General features: G+C 54.3%; 16 protein-coding genes and 1 other RNA gene. 5 read left to right on the top strand and 12 right to left on the bottom strand.

Annotated features, from left to right (window positions below):
* Window positions 1–59 precede the first annotated feature (59 nt).
* The 6 genes from gcvH to ACT3RT_RS18845 all read right to left on the bottom strand — a co-directional run bounded on the left by gcvH (window position 60) and on the right by ACT3RT_RS18845 (window position 6410).
* Window positions 60–446 (bottom strand): glycine cleavage system protein GcvH, encoded by a 387-nt coding sequence (gene gcvH, locus ACT3RT_RS18870; RefSeq protein ID WP_485902566.1) that lies wholly within the window; start codon window positions 444–446, stop codon window positions 60–62.
* A gap of 42 nt (window positions 447–488) precedes the next feature.
* Window positions 489–1583 (bottom strand): glycine cleavage system aminomethyltransferase GcvT, encoded by a 1095-nt coding sequence (gene gcvT, locus ACT3RT_RS18865; RefSeq protein WP_185689255.1) that lies wholly within the window; start codon window positions 1581–1583, stop codon window positions 489–491.
* A gap of 463 nt (window positions 1584–2046) precedes the next feature.
* Complete coding sequence (ubiI, locus tag ACT3RT_RS18860; protein WP_496203565.1) at window positions 2047–3273, bottom strand: FAD-dependent 2-octaprenylphenol hydroxylase; 1227 nt, start codon at window positions 3271–3273, stop codon at window positions 2047–2049.
* Between the two features lie 22 nt (window positions 3274–3295).
* The gene (gene ubiH / locus ACT3RT_RS18855) at window positions 3296–4474 is read right to left on the bottom strand and encodes a 2-octaprenyl-6-methoxyphenyl hydroxylase (protein ID WP_496203564.1); all 1179 of its coding nucleotides are present in this window, start codon (window positions 4472–4474) and stop codon (window positions 3296–3298) included.
* A 1-nt stretch (window position 4475) separates the two neighbouring features.
* Window positions 4476–5792 (bottom strand): Xaa-Pro aminopeptidase, encoded by a 1317-nt coding sequence (gene pepP, locus ACT3RT_RS18850; protein ID WP_496203563.1) that lies wholly within the window; start codon window positions 5790–5792, stop codon window positions 4476–4478.
* Between the two features lie 45 nt (window positions 5793–5837).
* The gene (locus tag ACT3RT_RS18845) at window positions 5838–6410 is read right to left on the bottom strand and encodes a YecA/YgfB family protein (protein WP_034793019.1); all 573 of its coding nucleotides are present in this window, start codon (window positions 6408–6410) and stop codon (window positions 5838–5840) included.
* Between the two features lie 260 nt (window positions 6411–6670).
* Here ACT3RT_RS18845 and zapA point away from each other — a divergent pair, with 260 nt between their 5' ends.
* The 4 genes from zapA (at window position 6671) to asr (ending at window position 8559) form a co-directional block, all read left to right on the top strand.
* Complete coding sequence (gene zapA, locus ACT3RT_RS18840) at window positions 6671–7000, top strand: cell division protein ZapA (protein ID WP_034793021.1); 330 nt, start codon at window positions 6671–6673, stop codon at window positions 6998–7000.
* Between the two features lie 63 nt (window positions 7001–7063).
* Window positions 7064–7247, top strand: a non-coding RNA gene (gene ssrS, locus ACT3RT_RS18835) — 6S RNA.
* Between the two features lie 39 nt (window positions 7248–7286).
* On the top strand, window positions 7287–7883 hold the full coding sequence (locus ACT3RT_RS18830; protein WP_353503345.1) for a 5-formyltetrahydrofolate cyclo-ligase: 597 nt from the start codon (window positions 7287–7289) through the stop codon (window positions 7881–7883).
* Between the two features lie 301 nt (window positions 7884–8184).
* The gene (gene asr, locus ACT3RT_RS18825) at window positions 8185–8559 is read left to right on the top strand and encodes an acid resistance repetitive basic protein Asr (RefSeq protein WP_278881235.1); all 375 of its coding nucleotides are present in this window, start codon (window positions 8185–8187) and stop codon (window positions 8557–8559) included.
* Window positions 8560–8881: 322 nt separating this feature from the next.
* On the opposite strand, the gene serA is transcribed toward asr, so the two are convergent.
* Complete coding sequence (gene serA / locus ACT3RT_RS18820) at window positions 8882–10120, bottom strand: phosphoglycerate dehydrogenase (RefSeq protein ID WP_353503346.1); 1239 nt, start codon at window positions 10118–10120, stop codon at window positions 8882–8884.
* A 394-nt stretch (window positions 10121–10514) separates the two neighbouring features.
* The gene (rpiA, locus tag ACT3RT_RS18815; protein WP_278881272.1) at window positions 10515–11177 is read right to left on the bottom strand and encodes a ribose-5-phosphate isomerase RpiA; all 663 of its coding nucleotides are present in this window, start codon (window positions 11175–11177) and stop codon (window positions 10515–10517) included.
* Between the two features lie 236 nt (window positions 11178–11413).
* Here rpiA and ACT3RT_RS18810 point away from each other — a divergent pair, with 236 nt between their 5' ends.
* Window positions 11414–12316 carry a LysR family transcriptional regulator ArgP gene (locus ACT3RT_RS18810; RefSeq protein ID WP_034793031.1) on the top strand — a complete coding sequence of 301 codons (903 nt, stop codon included), beginning with the start codon at window positions 11414–11416 and terminating at the stop codon, window positions 12314–12316.
* Between the two features lie 88 nt (window positions 12317–12404).
* Here ACT3RT_RS18810 and ACT3RT_RS18805 read toward each other — a convergent pair whose 3' ends face one another.
* The 4 genes from ACT3RT_RS18805 to ACT3RT_RS18790 all read right to left on the bottom strand — a co-directional run.
* Window positions 12405–13124, bottom strand: a complete 720-nt coding sequence (locus ACT3RT_RS18805) for an oxidative stress defense protein (RefSeq protein WP_072009911.1) — start codon at window positions 13122–13124, stop codon at window positions 12405–12407.
* 126 nt (window positions 13125–13250) lie between these two features.
* Window positions 13251–13868 carry an arginine exporter ArgO gene (argO, locus tag ACT3RT_RS18800; protein ID WP_353503347.1) on the bottom strand — a complete coding sequence of 206 codons (618 nt, stop codon included), beginning with the start codon at window positions 13866–13868 and terminating at the stop codon, window positions 13251–13253.
* A 173-nt stretch (window positions 13869–14041) separates the two neighbouring features.
* Entirely contained in the window at window positions 14042–14947 is a 906-nt protein-coding gene (gene mscS, locus ACT3RT_RS18795) for a small-conductance mechanosensitive channel MscS (protein WP_496203562.1), read from the bottom strand.
* 138 nt (window positions 14948–15085) lie between these two features.
* The coding region (locus ACT3RT_RS18790; protein WP_496203561.1) for an MFS transporter at window positions 15086–15468 on the bottom strand (383 nt) is incomplete at its 5' end.

Raw genomic sequence — 15468 nt, 5'->3', positions numbered from 1 at the left:
GATAACGGGCAAGCGGGGACTAAACCTGCCCCGTAAACGGCTTACGGGGCAGCACATCATTACTCGTCGATACCTGAAAGATAGGCGTCAGCGCTGAGTAACTTAGCGATTTCGCTTTCGTCAGAGGCTTTAATCTGGAACAGGAAACCGTCGCCGTAGGGCGCGCTATTCACCAGTTCAGGTGAGCCTTCCAGCTCAGAGTTAATGGCAATAATTTCGCCGCTGATTGGGGAATAGATGTCAGACGCCGCCTTAACCGACTCGGCAACTGCGCAGTCTTCACCGGCCGTCACTTCGCGGCCCACTTCTGGCAGGTCGACGAAAACCATGTCGCCCAGCAATTCTTGCGCGTGTTCGGTAATGCCTACGGTGTAAACGCCGTTACCCTCTGAACGAACCCATTCGTGCGACGCGGCGTATTTCAATTCTGATGGAACATTGCTCATGAAAGAATCTCCAAAAATTTTCAGATATTAATGAATTCGTTATTAAACCAACGGCTTACCGTTACGAACAAAACCAGGTTTGGTTACTTTTACTGGCATTTCGCGGTTACGGATCTGCACGATGGCGTTTTCGCCGATGCCAGCCGGAACGCGAGCCAGCGCGATGCTGTAACCCAAAGTCGGTGAGAATGAGCCGCTGGTGATAACGCCTTCCTGCTGGTTGCCCGCAGCGTCGGTGAAACGCACCGGCAGCTCATTACGTAATACGCCTTTTTCGGTCATGATCAATCCGACCAGTTCTTCGGTCCCCTGCTCACGCTGTTTTTCCAACGCGGCGCGGCCGATGAAATCGCGATCTTCCGGCGCCCAGGCTATGGTCCAGCCCATGTTGGCCGCCAATGGAGAAACGCCCTCATCCATCTCCTGACCGTATAAGTTCATGCCTGCTTCCAGACGCAGGGTGTCGCGCGCCCCCAGCCCGGCAGGTTTGACGCCAGCCTTGAGCAGTTTCTGCCACAGGTCGGCGGCTTGTTCTTGCTTCACGGCAATTTCGTAGCCCGCTTCGCCGGTGTAGCCGGTGGTGGCGATAAACAGGTCACCGGCTTGCACGCCAAAGAAAGGTTTCATTCCAGCGACGGCTTGTTTTTGCTCTTCAGTGAACAGCGTGCCAGCGCGTTCTTTGGCCTGCGGGCCTTGGACGGCGATCAGCGCCAAGTCATCGCGCACGGTGACTTCAACGCCATAGGCTTCTGCATGCTGCGAAATCCATGCCAGATCTTTGTCGCGCGTGGCAGAGTTCACCACCAGGCGGAAATAGTCTTCAGTGAAGAAGTAGATAATCAGGTCGTCAATCACGCCGCCGGAGGCGTTAAGCATGCCGGTATAAAGCGCTTTGCCGGGGACGGTCAGTTTGGCGACGTCGTTGGCCACCAGATAGCGCAAGAATTCACGAGTGCGGGCGCCGTGCAGATCAACAATCGTCATGTGGGAGACGTCGAACATGCCAGCGTCCTGACGCACCGCGTGGTGCTCATCAAGCTGTGAGCCGTAGTGCAACGGCATCATCCAACCGTGGAAATCCACCATGCGCGCACCGCACGCCACGTGTTGTTCATAAAGCTGAGTCTGCTTAACCATCTTGATCCTCATTAACCTGCGAATGCAAAAACGAAGTCGGAATATCGGAATATAAATTGCTCTCGTTTCCCCTAAATCATTCGCGCTGTATCAAGGCGGCAACTGAGCGAGTCTTAGAAGCTTACTCAAGTATGTGACTGGGCCGTATAAGAGCAGCCAACGCCAAAATAGCGTGAAGGATCACAGGGTGACGCAAACGTTATCCTATAGGTCGAACTTATCACCGAATCCCCCTGCTAACCATAAGTTAAAATATCAGTATCTGGAGAAACATCAGGGATAAGCGAGGAGTATTGTGCAGAGTTTCTGACTAGAAAAATGGGGTTTATGGCGCAAAATCTACAAATGAACCACAAAAATCTCGATGTTATATAACGAAGAGGCCGGATATCTCACCATTTGCAGAATGAGATATCCGGCCTCGCATTATAAAAAGTAATGGGAAAAAGGCGCTGAAATTAGATTATTTCAATCGAACGGGATCCTGCTCCAGCCATTCGGGTAAATCATTCAATCCCATTGCCTGACGCACCAGTTTTGGCTTCACGCCAGGCAGGGAGTCCGCCAGCGTCAGGCCGATGTCGCGCAGCAATTTTTTCGCCGGGTTATCGCCATTGAACAGTTCACGGAAGCCCTGCATACCCGCCAGCATCAGCGCGGCGCTGTGTTTGCGGCGGCGCTCGTAGCGGCGCAGATACATATGCTGGCCGAAGTCTTTGCCCGCGCGCTGCAAGCGTCTGATTTCAGATGCCAATTCGGCGGCGTCCATAAAGCCAAGGTTCACCCCCTGCCCGGCCAGCGGATGTACGGTGTGCGCAGCGTCGCCCACCAGCGCCAGACGCTGGGCGGCAAAGCTGCGCGCGTAGCGGCCGGTCAGTGGGAAGGTCAAACGTTCGCTTTCAACGGAACACAGCCCCAGACGCAGGTCGAAAGTGCTGGCGAGCACTTTATTAAAGGCTTCCTTGGACAACGCCGACAGACGCTGGGCCTCTTCCGGAGAAACCGACCACACGATGGAACACAAGTGCGGGTCAGCCAGCGGCAGGAATGCCAGAATGCCTTCGCCATGAAACACCTGCCGCGCCACCGACTGGTGAGGCTCGGCGGTGCGAATAGTGGCGACCAGCGCATGGTGGCGGTAGTCCCAGAAGGTCAGCGGGATATCCGCATGCTGGCGCAGCCAGGACTGCGCGCCGTCCGCGCCAACCACTAGGCGGGCGCTGAGCTGGCGGTCATCGTTCAAGGTAATAAAGGCGTCGTTTTCGCCCCAAGCCACGTTTTTCAAGGTCGCCGGGCAGAGCAAAGTGATGTCAGAAGATTGTTCGGCCTTTTGCCACAGCGCGCGCAGGATCACCTCGTTTTCGATGATGTGACCCAAGTGGCTGAAACCGTACTCTTCACCACGGAAAGCGATTTTGCCGAAGCTGTCGCGGTCCCACACTTCCATGCCTTGATAAGCATTGACGCGCTGGGCGGTGATGTTGTCCCACACGCCGATATATTGCAGCAGGCGCTCACTGGCGGCATTAATGGCCGAAACGCGCAGACCCGGCGCTGCTGGCAGAGGAGAGTCGAGGTCGGGTTGGTGGCTGTCCACCACGGCAACGCGCAGGCCACTGCCCTGTAACCCACAGGCCAGCGCGAGTCCAACCATGCCGCCACCGGCGATAACTACATCAAAAGATTGCATAAATTTTCCTGTGGGAAGAGGTTCAGCGGCTCGCCCAACCTAGCGTCCGGCGTGTAAAGGCATCACGCAGGGGGGAAATGCCTTCCATCGCCATCAGGCCGAGATTACGCCCGACCATCAAGGGAACATAGCGATTGGCGAAAAGGTGGATCAGGCCGTCGGTCACGCCGACCGTCGCCTGCTGGTCCGGCTGGCGACGCTGCTGATAGCCACTTAACACGCGGTAGCTGCCAATGTCATTACCGGCCAAATGCGCCGTCGCCACGGTTTCGGCCAAGGTCATGACGTCACGCAGGCCAAGGTTAAAGCCCTGACCGGCTATCGGATGCAGGGTTTGCGAGGCGTTGCCGACCAGCGCCAGCCGATGGCTAATGTGGCTGCTGGCGGTCTGCAATTGCAGCGGATAGCTGAATCGCGTGCCCGCCTGCTGCATTTTCCCCAAGCGCCAGCCAAAGGCTTTTTGCAGCTCGGCGAGGAATTTCTCTTCACTCCAGCTATCAATATCAGCCTGCGCCTCGCGCGGATGGCACCAGACCAAAGAGCTGCGCCCTTTCGACATTGGGAGCAGAGCCAGCGGGCCGTGCTCGGTAAAACGCTCAAAAGCCCGGCCGCGATGAGGTTCGCTGGTGACCACGTTAGCGATCACCGCGATCTGGCCGTAATCCTCGCGCTGCCAGCGAATATTGCAAGCTTTACCGAGCATAGAATGAGAGCCGTCCGCCGCCACCAGCAGCTTGCCGTCGAGCACGTCGCCGTTGTTGAGCGTGACGCTGGCACCGTCAGCCGTGCGCTGCACGTCGGTGACTTTCGCCGGGCAGTGCAGCGTGACGCCGGGTGCCTCTTTCAGCCGGGCAAACAGCCGTTGGCCCACGCCGTGCAGCTCAACCACCTGCCCCAGCGCTTCCACGCCGTAATGTCCGGCATTGAGATTCACAAAGGCTGCATGGCCGCGATCACTAACATGAATGTCGCTGATCGGCGTAGCGATATCCGCTAAAGCAGACCATAAACCGATGCGCGCCAGTTGCTGGCAAGTACCTTGGGCCAGCGCGATAGATCGGGCGTCGAACCCCGGATGGCCACTGCCACCCAGCGAAGAAGCCTCAATCAGATGCACCGGCAGTTGGCCTTGGGTCAGCGAGGAGATAGCCAGTGCCAGCGTGGCGCCGGTCATTCCGCCGCCAACAATAATAATGCTCATATTATTTACGGGCCGCCGCCATCAGGGCTTCTATCTCATCGGCCTCTTTCACCACGTCGCCGGTAAAGATTTCAATGCCGTCGGCGGTGATCAGGATGTCATCTTCAATGCGGATACCAATGCCGCGATACTGCTCGGGCACATCGGCATCTGGCGCGATATACAGACCCGGCTCGACGGTCAGCACCATGCCCGGCTCAAGAGTACGGGTGCGCTCAGGACTACCGTAGTTGCCGACGTCATGCACATCCAGCCCCAGCCAGTGGGACAGGCCGTGCATAAAGAACGGGCGGTGCGCCTGCTCGCTATAAAGGGTGTCGACGTCGCCGTGCAGGATGCCGAGCTTGACCAAACCTTCCAGCATCACACGGACGGCGGCTTCGTTGGCTTCTTGGATGCTGCTGCCCGGACGTAACACTTCCAGCGCTTTGTATTCTGAAGCCAGCACGATGTCATAGATTTCGCGCTGCGCTTCGCTGAACTTGCCGCTAACCGGGAAGGTGCGGGTGATATCACCTGCGTAGCCTTGGAACTCACAGCCCGCGTCAATCAGCACTAAGTCGCCGTCGCGCAGCTGGGATTCATTTTCGGTGTAGTGCAGGATGCAGCCGTTTTCGCCGCTGCCAACGATAGTGTTATAGGAAGGGAAACGCGCGCCGTGGCGGTTAAATTCGTGATGAATTTCGCCCTCAAGGTGGTATTCAAACAGGCCAGCGCGGCATTTTTCCATGGCGCGAGTATGGGCCATGGCGGTGATTTCACCGGCGCGGCGCATCACGGCAATCTCTTCCGGCGATTTGAACAGGCGCATTTCATGCACGATAGGACGCCAGTCGATGACGGTATCCGGCGCACTCAGGCTCTGGCGTGAGCCTTTGCGCAGCTTGTCCATAGCGCGATTGACGATCTCGTCAGCATAGGCATATTCGCCCTGCGCGTGATACAGCGCGTCAAGACCGTTAAAGAGAAGATGAAGTTGCGTGTTGATGTCATCAAACGGCAGTGCGCGGTCGATGCCCAACTTAGCGGGTGCCGCGTCCTGACCCAGACGGCGACCGAACCAGATCTCAGCAGTCAAATCACGCACGCGGTTAAACAGCACGCTGTGGTTGTGATTCTCATCGCTTTTCACCAGCACCAGCGCGGCTTCCGGCTCGTTAAACCCGGTGAGATACCAGAAGTCACTGTTTTGACGGAAAGGATAATCACTGTCAGCACTGCGCAATGCTTCTGGGGCAGCGAAGATAATTGCCGCGCTGCCCGGTGCCATCTTGGCTAACAGAGCCTGACGGCGATTTTCGAATTCCTGCTGAGTCATCACTTCATCTCCCGAAACGGTTTTAATTTATTGTTATATGACTAATTAGTGCAGCGTGCGCGGGCTTTCCGGTGCCAGCGGGTGGCTGTGACCAAATTCGCCGAAGCATAAGATAGCCGCCACGCGAACGTATTCGACCACCTCTTCCAAAGAAGAAGCCAGCTGCTCTTGGTCTTCATCTTCTTCATAACCGAGCTGGGCTATGCTGCGCAGGTCGTCAATGGCTTCGCCCACTTCGCCTTTCACTTTGGCGAGCTTCGGCTGCATCATGCCCAGACCCAGCAAGAAGTGATTTACCCAACCAGCTAAGGCGTCAGCGCGTTCGAAAATGTGCTTTTCGTCGTCCGGCATTAACATGTTGAATTCAAAACTGTCATCTTCCAGCGTGTCAGCCGTGGCTTTGCGCAGCTGTTGCAGCAGGTCCGCTAGCGTGTGGGGGAAAGCCATGCCTTCATTGGTCAGGTCATGCACCAGCGTCAGCCAGCTGCCGTCACGATTACCGCCGCACAGCAGGCCGCTGATAAGTCCGTGCATTTCCGCCGCGGTCAGCGCGACAGATTGCTGTTTCAGCGCGTGATCCAACGAATCATAAGTAGGATAAGTATTCTCAATAGACATGCGTATTCGCCATCGTTGGTCGGTTAAGTTCGTGTTATGCTACCACCAAGGTCAGTCGTAGTACCAGATTAGCAGACCAGCGAATGGCAGTTGTTGAGCCTCTCTTTGGCCGGCAAATGCACTGGACAAACATCCAGCAATCAGTTCGTCATGGGGTTGTAACCTGGTATTGAGATAGTTATAGTGAGGCCGCTTCCAACGACCTGTACGAGTTACAGTGCTTGTGTTGGCGCGGCGTTCAAAGAAGGCAGGAAGGTGGCATGTCTGCACAACCGGTAGATATTCAAATTTTTGGCCGCTCGTTAAGAGTGAATTGTCCGCCAGAACAACAAGAAGCATTGAACATGGCTGCTGAGGATCTTAATCAGCGGTTGCAAGATCTTAAAGTTCGCACTAGAGTCACCAATACAGAGCAGTTAGTTTTCATCGCGGCACTGAATGTGTGTCACGAACTTGCTCAAGAACGGTTGAAAACCCGTGACTATGCCTCCAATATGGAACAACGTATTCGGATGCTGCAACAAACCATCGAGCAAGCTTTGCTCGAACAAGGTAAGATATCGGAACGCGAAGGGGCTCCTTTCGAATAAGTTCGATGACTCATACTAAGTTGTTGATTTGCTCGTCACAGGCAGTCAGCAATGAGTAAAAAAATTTCTCTGAGATGTTCGCCAGCGGGCCCGTCCCCTGAGCCGATAATTAGTACCAACAGAATGTGATGATCCGTAATCGGTGCGCATGCTCGGTCCGTCCGAGAAGCCTAAAGATTGCGACAGCACGTTCACCTTGAACCATGGGTTCAAGGGTTACAGCCTGCGACGGCATCTCGGAGATTCCCCTTTCTAGCCGGTACACCCCATTTTGGTTGTTGTATCTATGTCGAACACTCCCCAGCACGCATCAATCCGCCAACAAATTCGCACTGAAGTCCGTCAACGCAGAAACAATCTCACGTCCGAACAGCAAAGTCTTTTTGCGCTTCAAGCCGCAGATCGCGTGGTGACACATTCGCGTATTCAAGGTGCCAGTACGATTTCGGTGTTTCTCTCTTTTGATGGCGAATTGGATACCGCGCCGCTGATTCAGCGACTGTGGGCAGATGGCAAACAGCTCTGCCTGCCGGTGCTGCACCCTTTCACACCCGGCAACTTACTTTTTCTGCGCTATGACCCCGACACCACTCTGGTACGCAATAAGCTGAAGATCCTCGAGCCGGCCCTCGACGCCACGCAGATTGTGCCTTTATCCGAATTGGACATTATCCTTACGCCGCTGGTCGCCTTTGATAGCCACGGGCAGCGTTTAGGCATGGGCGGCGGCTTCTACGACCGCACGTTGGAAAACTGGCAGGACGGCGGTCCCTATCCCATCGGGCTGGCGCACGATTGCCAGCAGGTCGACAACCTGCCGGTAGAGCATTGGGACGTGCCTCTGCCTGAAGTGATCACCCCTGGCAAAGTGTGGCAGTGGTAAGCCTCGTCTAATCCCGCGGTTTAACCTTCATCTTTTCGCCCCCTCCCCCTGGTTCTAACCCTTTATGTTCTCCTTATGTATGCAATAAGTTCAGTATGTTGTAACTAAGCTAGTATTTTGTACATTACCGAAGTCACATGAAAACTTTAATTTATTGATATTAATGTTTTTTTAGACTTGTACAGAGCGTTACACGCCGAAACCAATCACTCACGGACAACGCGGTTCGACACGCCTATTATTCTTCCATCGGCCCCGCAGTGGGGTAGACACTTAAACCGAAATTCTTGAGGAATTAAACATGAAAAAAGTATTAGCTCTGGTTGTTGCCGCTGCAATGGGTCTGTCTTCTGTAGCTTTCGCTGCTGACACTACTGCTGCACCAGCTCCTGCTGCTGCGCCAGCTGCAACTACCGCTGCTCCAGCGGCTGCTGCTCCAGCTGCAAAAGCACCAACTAAGCATGCTGTTAAGCATAAGAAAGCACACAAGAAAGCTGCCCAGAAAGCCCAGGCTGCTAAGAAACACAAAAAAGCGAAGAAAGCCGCACCAGCGCAGAAAGCCCAGGCTGCTAAAAAGCACGTAAAACACGCTAAAAAAGCTGCTCCAGCACAGAAAGCTCAGGCTGCTAAAAAACACGTGAAACATGCTAAAAAAGCTGCTCCAGCAGCTAAATAAGTAAGAAGTCTTGGTGAGAGTATTCACTCACTGTTAGTAAGACTGATTATTCAACACCCGGTTCGCCGGGTGTTTTTTTCTCTGGTTTACTATCTTGAGGGGCTGATAATGATGCTGCGCCGCTACCTTTTTGAAATCACACTCAGTTCTTTGATCCTCTGCGGTCTAATCACCCTCTCCTTCCTGATGCAGTTCGAAGTGCTCTAATACTCAGCTTTCGCTTTTCCCGCAATTCCCCTCTCTCCAAACCCAAAACTCGCCAAATTTTAGACATAAAAAAACCGCCTTGCGGCGGCTTTGTTATTCATTTCAGCCAATCAAATCAGTACAAAAGACGCGCGCGAATGGTGCCTGGAATGGCCTTCATCAGCTGAAGCGCAGTCGATAGCGTCGCGGTATCGGTTTCAACATCGATAACCACGTAGCCAATCTGTGGGCTGGTCTGCAAGTACTGCGCGGCAATGTTGATACCCTGCTCGGCGAAGATCTGGTTGATGCTGGTCAGCACGCCCGGACGGTTTTCATGGATATGCAGCAAACGGCTGACGTTTGCGCCATGTGCTGGCAGAGAGGCTTCTGGGAAGTTAACGGCTGACAGGGTGGAACCATTGTCAGAGTATTTCGCCAGTTTGCCCGCCACTTCCAGGCCGATACCTTCCTGCGCTTCCATGGTTGAACCACCGATGTGCGGAGTCAGGATCACGTTATCAAACTCGCACAGCGGAGACTCGAACGGGTCGCTGTTGGTGGCTGGTTCTTCCGGGAAAACGTCGATAGCCGCGCCGGACAGATGCTTGCTGCGCAGAGCGTCGCACAGCGCCGGAATGTCAATCACCGTGCCGCGCGAGGCGTTAATCAGCAGTGCGCCCGGCTTCATCTGTGCCAGTTGATCGGCACCGATCATATCTTTGGTGTTCAGGGTTTCTGGTACGTGCAGCGTGACGACGTCGCTGGTTTGCAGCAGTTCGTTCAGGCTGGCGATCTGTTGCGCATTGCCCAGTGGCAGTTTGCTTTCGATATCGTAGAAGAAGACGCGCATCCCCAGCCCTTCGGCCAGAATACCCAGCTGTGTACCGATATGGCCGTAACCAATGATACCCAGACGCTTACCGCGCGCTTCAAACGATCCGACGGCCAGTTTGTGCCACACGCCGCGGTGTGCTTTGGCGTTGGCAGCTGGAATACCGCGCATCATCAGCAGCATTTCGCCCAGCACCATTTCAGCCACTGAGCGAGTGTTAGAGAACGGCGCGTTGAAGACCGGAATACCGCGCTTAGTGGCTGCATTCAGGTCAACCTGGTTGGTCCCGATGCAGAAACAGCCTACGGCAACCAGCTTTTCAGCGGCGGCGAATACTTCTTCAGTCAGTTGAGTACGCGATCGGAGTCCAACAAAGTGCGCATCACGGATCGACTCTTTCAGCGATTCGTTATCTAAAGCACCTTTGTGAAATTCAATATTGGTGTAACCCGCGGCGCGGAGTGTATCAACCGCACTTTGGTGGACGCCTTCCACTAACAAAAATTTAATCTTGTCTTTCTCAAGTGATACTTTTGCCATTTCCCGACCCTATTTGTTCTGACTGATTATTCTGACTGACGACGTGTGCAACCGATGGTGTTTTTAAAGCTGACGTGGCGGCCGTGAGGCAGCAACATAGCCAACATAACAAAAAATTCGCCATCATCAATACAAACGATTGCCTCGTGGCTAGCAGAAGCCTCAGTCAGCCGAGGGCTTTACAGAATTTAATGCTGAGGAAGAAATTTGCAGCCGGATGTTACCGAGGTATGGGGCAGGAATGTGACATAAGTCACCAAATTCGGCCTTGCGAAGAAAAGATGATTCAGGCGGTAAATTATCATCTTCATAACATTGCATTATGACCGCAGCATGACTGGCTGCGACGAAACTCGCGCAGCCAGATCTTCTACTTATCGCTCAGGCAGTCAGATCATTTTAGCGTGACGGTTTTGACCCCGTCTGCGGTGCCGACTAGCGCGATATCTGCGCCGCGGTTAGCAAACAGACCGACGGTAACCACGCCCGCGATGCTGTTGATCTTATTTTCCAGCGCGATGGCATCGAGAATCGACAAGTTGTGCACGTCCAGAATCACATTGCCATTATCAGTGATCACATTTTGGCGATACTCAGGCAGGCCGCCCAGCTTGACCAATTCGCGCGCCACGTAAGAACGCGCCATCGGGATCACTTCGACCGGCAGTGGGAATTTGCCCAACACGTCGACCTGTTTGGACGCGTCAACGATACAAACAAACTTCTTACTGATCGCTGCGATAATCTTTTCACGCGTCAGTGCCGCGCCGCCGCCTTTGATCATCTGCATCTGGTGGTTAATTTCATCGGCACCGTCAACGTACACCGCCAGTTCATCCACTTCGTTGCTATCGAAAACGTGGATACCCAAGCTTTTGAGTTTGGCGGTGGAGGCGTCTGAGCTGGAAACCGCACCTTCGATTTGATGTTTGATGGAGCCTAATGCGTCAATAAAATGGGCGGCGGTAGAGCCGGTGCCAACGCCAACAATGGTGCCTGGAGTCACGTAATCAAGCGCGGCCCAACCAACTGCTTTTTTTAATTCTTCCTGAGTCATCATGGCTTCTCTGCTGTTTTGCATACGGGGAACGACGCCAATGATTATAAAGCATGTCCCCGCAAATTGGGCAGTCGCCTTCCGAGCCAGATCACACTTATATAAGTCGGCAGGTCAAGTTATGGCGCAGCGTCGGCTGGCAATAACTTGCGGGGAGTGCCGTTTTAGTCCACCCCAAATGCGCTAAATCTGTGGCATAGTGTTTGAATAAATTAAATCCAAGGGACAGAACTCCGATGAAACGCCCAGACTATAGAACGCTTCAGGCGCTGGACGCTGTGATCCGCGAGCGCGGTTTTGAGCGCGCCGCGCAGAAGCTTTGCATCACTCAATCGGCGGTATCTCAACGTATCAAGCAGCTCGAGAATTTGTTCGGCCAGCCTCTGCTGGTGAGAACCGTACCGCCGCGCCCAACTGAGCAAGGGCAAAAATTGCTGGCGCTGTTACATCAGGTGGAACTGCTGGAGGAGGAGTGGCTGGGCAATGACAGCGGCACCGACAGCAATGACACGCCGCTGCTGCTGTCGCTGGCGGTCAACGCCGACAGTCTGGCGACCTGGCTGCTGCCCGCGCTGAAATCCGTGCTGGTCGACTCGCCCATTCGCCTGAACTTGCAGGTGGAAGACGAAACCCGCACCCAAGAGCGCCTGCGTCGCGGCGAAGTGGTGGGCGCAGTGAGTATTCAACCGCAGCCTTTACCGAGCTGTCTGGTAGACCAACTGGGCGCGCTGGACTATCTGTTTGTCGCCTCCAAGCCCTTTGCCGATCGCTATTTCCCCAACGGCGTGACCCGCTCGGCGCTGCTCAAAGCTCCGGCCGTGGCCTTTGACCATCTCGACGATATGCATCAAGCCTTCTTGCAGCAGAACTTCGATTTATCGCCGGGCAGCGTGCCGTGCCACATCGTTAACTCGTCAGAAGCCTTTGTGCAGTTGGCTCGTCAGGGAACCACCTGCTGTATGATCCCACATCTGCAAATCGAGAAAGAGCTGGAAAGCGGCGAACTGATCGACCTGACGCCGGGCCTGTTCCAGCGCCGGATGCTGTTCTGGCACCGTTTCGCGCCAGAAAGCCGCATGATGCGTAAAGTCACTGACGCCCTGCTGGCCCACGGCCGTCAGGTGCTGCGTCAGGATTGATTGGCATTCTAGCCAATAAAAAACCCGCCGAGGCGGGTTTTTCTTTTTAAGCATTAAACTTAAACAATCAGCTCAAGCAATCAACGACTTAGCGTTGCAGCTCAAATACCACGTCGACCTGATCGTCAAAGTGGATGCTTTGCTGCTCGTACGTTTGCGCCGCGTCGCTCTGGGCAGAGGCTTCAGCCGCTTTATACATACGCGCTACCGGCATTGGCTGGTAGTTGGCGACGTGGTAGCGAATGCTGTAAACCGGGCCGAGCTTGGCGTGGAAGCCTTCGGCCAATGATTTAGCCTGCTCTGTTGCGTTATCAATCGCTTTCTGACGAGCCTGATCGCGGAAGCTTGCTGGGTTCGCCACCCCAAGCTCTACCGAGCGAATCTCATTTAGGCCGGAGCTTAGCGCACCGTCCAGCAGGTCATTCAGCTTATCCAATTGACGCAAAGTCACCTGAACCTGACGCACGGCGCGATAGCCTTTCAGCTCTGTGCCGCCATCTTTCAGGTAGTTATATTCGGGTTGTGTGCTCAGGTTAGCGGCGTTGATATCTTTCTTCTCAATACCGTTCTTCTGTAGGAATGCAAAATACTCTGCCACGCGCTGGTCAGCCTGTTTCTTCGCTGACGCGGCGTCCTTGGCCGATACATTGACTTCAATCGCCAGTGTCGCAATATCCGGCGTTGCGTCCACGCTGGCAGTCCCTGACGTTACTACGTGGGGACCCGCAGGTACCTCAGCAGCCTGAAGTGCAGCAGGTAACGTCCCTAATCCCAACATTGCAGCCATCGCCAATGCTTTTAATTTCACAGTGCCTCCATTAATCATTCCAGATTTGGCATTAAACTCGTTCACTAACCTCAAAACCCTAGCATAGTAGAGCAATTAACAGGGGAAGATTAGGGACAAAATCTTAAAAATGCCCGGCGGGAAAGTTTACATGTGCAGCGTTTGACGAGCCAGTTGAACGGCAATTCCCCACATGATCGCGCCGACCACGAAGTTAATCACTCGCTGCACTTTGCCACTGTTGAGCCAAGGGGAGAGCATCGCGGCCAGTATGGCCAAGCCGAAGAACCAGATACCCGACGCCATCACGGCACCCAGCGCAAACCACGAGCGCTCGTCGCTGCTCAGGCTGCCGCCGAGGCTGCCCAGCACCACGAAGGTATCGAGATAGACGTGCGGATTGAGCCAGGTGACGGCCAGCATGCTGACCACGATTTTCCAGCGGCTCTGCTTCGCCACTTCCGCCTGTGCGAGTTCAGGATTTTTGGCAAAGGCGGTGCGAAACGCGCCCCAGCCGTACCACAGCAGGAAGGCCACCCCGCCCCAGCTCACCAGCGCCAGAATAGTCGGTGACTGGCTGAGCAGCGCGCTGCCGCCGAAGATGCCGGCGCAAATCAGCAGGGCGTCGCTGATGGCGCAGAGCGAGGCGATCATCAGGTGATATTGCTTACGGATCCCCTGATTCATTACAAAAGCGTTTTGCGGCCCGATGGGTAAGATCATGGCCGCGCTCATCGCTAACCCTTGAAAGAATATTGCCAGCACGTCGAAATCCTTAAAAATCCAAAGTGGAATGACGCGCAGTTTATGCGAGCTTGGTCATTAGCGGAAATTGATAATTCTAATCCTTCATAAGCTCCGCTAATTACCTAGTTGCCTGAGTCACAGGCATAAAAAAGGCGCCCGCAGGCGCCTGTTGGATTCGAGCTGAAGGAGGCTTATTCCGCCACGCCTTTTTGCTCGATTGAACGCTGTTCTTCCTGCTGGCTCGCCGCGGCATCGGCCACGTGATAGAGATGAACATCCATCTGCGGGTAAGCAATATTGATGTTGTTTTTGTCCAGCGCGCGCTTGAAAGCTTCCAGCAGATCCCAGTTCACTTCCTGCGCATCGCCGTTAGTGGTCCATACGCGCACTACGAAATTCAGCGTGGAAGCCGCCATTTCGTTCAGACGAACGGTTACGCCTTTGTCGTGTTGAATGCGCTTGTCGGCCGCAATAATGTCGCCCAGCACCTTCTTCACCGTGTCGATATCGGAGTCATAACCGACGCCAACGATGATCTCGGTACGGCGGTTTGGCTCGCGAGAGGTGTTGATGATGTTACCCGCGATAATTTTGCCGTTCGGCACCACAATCACTTTGTCGTCAACGGTACGCAGCGTGGTGGAGAAGATCTGCACCTGCGTCACGGTACCCGCAACGCCGCCTAAATCGACATACTCACCGGCGCGGAAGGGACGGAAGATAACCAGCAGCACGCCCGCAGCGAAGTTCGACAGCGAGCCTTGCAGCGCCAAACCTACGGCTAAACCGGCGGCACCGATAACCGCGATGACGGAGGTGGTTTGCACGCCAATACGGCCCAGCACGGCAATCAGCGTGAAGGCGATGATGGCGTAACGCACCAGCGCAGCAAGGAAGTCTGACACCGTCAGATCAATGCCACGCAGTTTCATCACACGGCTCACTGCACCTGACAGCACGCGAGCGATAATTAAACCGACAATCAGGATAAAGATCGCGGCGACAATATTCACGGCATAGTGCAGCAATAATTCCTGATTGCGCACTAGCCAATTTCCAGCATTGTTAATGCTGCCTACAACGTTCAAATCTTCCATTCGAAACACCCCTAAAAGTACCCACGCGGGTAACCAGAAAAACCACGCTGAAAAAACCAGCGGATGGACTCCTCAAGCTTTTAAGGGTAACTAACAATGCGTTGAAGTGCCAACCCTGCGGGAAAGACTTCAGTAAAATTAGGAATTTGCATGGTTGTTTTTCAGCGGTTCAGGAGATTTAAAGGCCTGCAGTGGCCCGCGACCACTCAGCGTGAAGGCTGAGATTATCGTGAAGGTCAGTGCGATCAACCCAAGGATCAGATACGTTCCGTGGAAACCGATACGGTCATACATGTTCCCGGCAAAGACGGACATAAACATGATTGCCAGCTGCTTGAAGAAGCAGAAGGTGACCAGATAAATCGTTGCCGAGAAACGCACCTCAAACACCGACGTGATGTATTTGAAACAGCCCACAATCAGGAAAGGTATTTCAAACATATGCAGCGTTTTCAGTACCACCACCTCGAGCGGTGAAGAAGCAAATGAAGAGCCGATGATACGCACCGACATAATCATCC

This window comes from Ewingella sp. AOP9-I1-14 (assembly GCF_052375995.1).
In the GTDB taxonomy this organism is placed as follows: Bacteria; Pseudomonadota; Gammaproteobacteria; order Enterobacterales; family Enterobacteriaceae; genus Ewingella; species Ewingella allii.
The sequence above is the reverse complement of the archived record's forward strand: the minus strand, read 5'-3'. Positions and strand labels throughout refer to the sequence as shown.